Origin of the sequence: Albidovulum sp., assembly GCF_049646345.1 — a bacterium.
Taxonomy (GTDB): Bacteria; Pseudomonadota; Alphaproteobacteria; order Rhodobacterales; family Rhodobacteraceae; genus Albidovulum.
The window spans coordinates 1-2,817 of the sequence record NZ_JBARVQ010000193.1; the positions used below are offsets into that span (position 1 = coordinate 1).

Consider the following 2,817-nt stretch of genomic DNA (forward strand, 5'->3'; position numbering starts at 1 on the left):
ATGCTGCGGCTTGGTTTTTCGCGGTTGGGGCAGGGGGGTGAGGCCGAGGTCGACGCGCAGTTTCCGGTTCTGCTGGCCGCCTATGAGGAGGGGATCTGCCGCGAAAGCCGCCTCTATCCCGGTGCCATCGCGGCGGTCGAGGCTTTGAGGTCGGCGGGCTATGCGACCGGTATCTGCACCAACAAACCCGAAGGTCTGGCCGAGATGCTGATGGCGCGGCTCGGGGTGCGGGACCTTTTCGGATCGCTCGTCGGTGCCGATACGCTGCCGGTGCGCAAGCCCGACCCTGCGCCCTATCGCCTGTCGGTCGAACAGGCAGGGGGGGCGGTGGACCGCTCGATCCTGATTGGCGACACCGATACCGACCGCCAGACCGGCCGTGCGGCGGGGGTTCCGGTGGCTCTGGTCACCTTCGGTCCGGCGGGGAATGGCGTGGCCGATTTCGCGCCCGAGGCGCTGGTGGATGATTTCAGCGATTTGCCGGGGATCGTGAAGCGGTTGATCGGTTAGTCCAACAGGGCTTCCCCACCCCCATCCCCTCCCCACAAGGGGGAGGGGAGCCGCGCTGGAGCGGCTGTTTCGCAGGGTTGAAAGCCGGGTTTCACGAATCCGAAGGGGAAGGGTGCCGATTGACCGGACGGGCGATGGATTGGAGAAATGAAGAATGAGCGAGAGATTCACAGGTAGTTTCACCCAGCAGGAGCCGATCCCCGAGGCCGGGATTGAGGCGGCGCTGAAGATCATGCGGCACGGCCGTCTGCACCGGTACAACACGGTGGCGGACGAGGTGGCCGAAACCGCACTTCTGGAAGAGGAATTCGCAGCCTTCACCGGTGCGAAATACTGCCTTGCCGTCGCCTCGGGCGGCTATGCGATCGGCTGCGCGCTGCGCGCCATCGGCGTCGGCCCCGGCGACACGGTCCTGACCAATGCCTTCACGCTCGCCCCGGTGCCGGGCGCCATTGCCGCCGTAGGTGGCAACCCGGTCTTTGTCGAGACGACCGAGGATCTGACCATCGATCTTGACGATCTCGCCGCCAAACTGCCCGGCGCCAAGGCGCTCCTGCTCAGCCATATGCGCGGCCATATCTGCGACATGGACCGGCTGATGGCGCTTTGCGATGCCGCTGGCGTCAAGGTGATCGAGGATTGCGCCCATACGATGGGGGCCGCCTGGCGCGGCACGCCATCGGGCCGCCACGGCATTGCGGGCTGCTATTCCACCCAGACCTACAAACACATGAATTCAGGTGAGGGCGGGTTCCTGACCTCTGACGATCCCGATCTGATGGCGCGGGCTACCATCCTGTCGGGCAGCTATATGCTATACGGCCGCCACCACGCCGGACCACCGCCCGAGGCGTTCGAGAAGGTGAAATTAGTCACCCCGAACGTCTCGGGCCGGATGGACAACCTGCGTGCGGCGATCCTGCGCCCGCAACTGGCCGACCTGCCCGCGCAATGCGCCCGCTGGAATGCGCTTTACAAGGTGCTGGAAAATGGGCTGGGCGAGACTCCGGGCCTGAAGCTGATCCCGCGCCCGGCGGAAGAGGCCTATGTCGCCTCGTCCTTCCAGTTCCTGCTGCCCGACTGGTCCGAGGACAAGGTCCGCGCCGTCATCGCCCGCGCTGCCAGCCGGGGGGTGGAGTTGAAATGGTTCGGCCATGCTGAGCCGACCGGTTTCACCTCGCGCCATGACAGCTGGCGCTATGCTGAACGTCAGTCGCTGCCCAATACCGACCGTATCCTGTCGGGCCTCATCGATATGCGCATTCCGTTGACCTTCTCGCTGGATGACGCGGCACTGATCGCCCGGATCATCCGGGCCGAGGTGTCCGCCGTTCATCAGGGCGACGTCATGCCGGTCGCCGATCTGGTGCCATCAGCAGACTGAGCGCGACAGCCCGTTACCGCGCTGTCGCCTCTTTCAGAAATGCGATCAGGTCGGCCCGGTCGCCTTGTTCCGTGATGCGCTGCATCGGCATTTTCGACCCCGGAATGAAGTGATCCGGCCCCAGATCGAAAAGCTGGTCAACCGTCGCATCGCTCCAGGTGATGTCACCTTGCTCCAGTCGCGGTGAATAGGGATAGCCCTGAACCGACCCCGCCTTGCGCCCGAAGAGCCCGTGCAGGGTCGGCCCGGCCCGCCGCCCGCCATCGGGGCCGAGCGCATGGCAGATCGAACATTTGCGCTGGAACTGCCGTTCGCCGTTCGACATCTCTGCGGGCGGGGTGAGGAAGCTTTGGCCTTCATCCTTGATCCGCGCCCCGTTGAGGTTATCGACCGGCCAGCTATACATCGCATTGTCGAGCCCGCCTGCATGGATGTTCGCCCCGTCGGGCGAAAAGGCGAGCGCCCAGACCGGCCCCTTGAGCGTTGCCCGGAAATCATCGGCGATCCGCCACTCTTCGGTATCGAGCATCATGATGTAGCCCTCGGCATCGCCGACAGCGATCCGCCGCGCGCCAGGATGATAGGCAAGCGCCAGGATCGGCCGCCGGTCGAGCGTGAAATCCCCGATCTCCTCGCCGCCGGGCAGGGCCAGAACCCGGGTTCCCCCATCGACCGCGCCATAGCCAAGCCATGCCCCGTCCGACGCCATCGCCAGCGCGTTGACGCCAAAGCCGTGGTGAACAAGCTGGCCGAGGGCCTCGCCCGTCATCGCGTTCCAGACCCGGATCGTCCCATCGGCCGAGGCGGTGTAAAGCTGGGTTCCATCGGGCGAGAACACCAGATCATTGACGCTGCCTTTGTGCCCCTCGATCTCCACTGGCGGGCCATCGTCTGCCAGAGGCCAGATCCGCGCCGTCCCATCC

General features: G+C 65.4%; 3 protein-coding genes. 2 read left to right on the top strand and 1 reads right to left on the bottom strand.

Annotated features, from left to right (window positions below):
* Both WBB85_RS04690 and WBB85_RS04695 read left to right on the top strand, forming a co-directional pair.
* Positions 1-510 (top strand): HAD-IA family hydrolase (locus tag WBB85_RS04690; protein ID WP_432637464.1); only part of this gene is annotated, 510 nt, incomplete at its 5' end.
* Positions 511-664: 154 nt separating this feature from the next.
* Complete coding sequence (locus tag WBB85_RS04695) at positions 665-1,894, top strand: DegT/DnrJ/EryC1/StrS family aminotransferase (protein WP_432637465.1); 1,230 nt, start codon at positions 665-667, stop codon at positions 1,892-1,894.
* A gap of 13 nt (positions 1,895-1,907) precedes the next feature.
* Here the strand turns inward: WBB85_RS04695 and WBB85_RS04700 are convergent.
* On the bottom strand, positions 1,908-2,817 hold a 910-nt coding region (locus WBB85_RS04700; protein ID WP_432637466.1), incomplete at its 5' end, for a c-type cytochrome.

Bases quoted from the DNA above. Each gene is read 5' to 3' on its own strand.
- WBB85_RS04695 (WP_432637465.1), top strand. From the start codon at position 665: ATGAGCGAGAGATTCACAGGTAGTTTCACCCAGCAGGAGCCGATCCCC.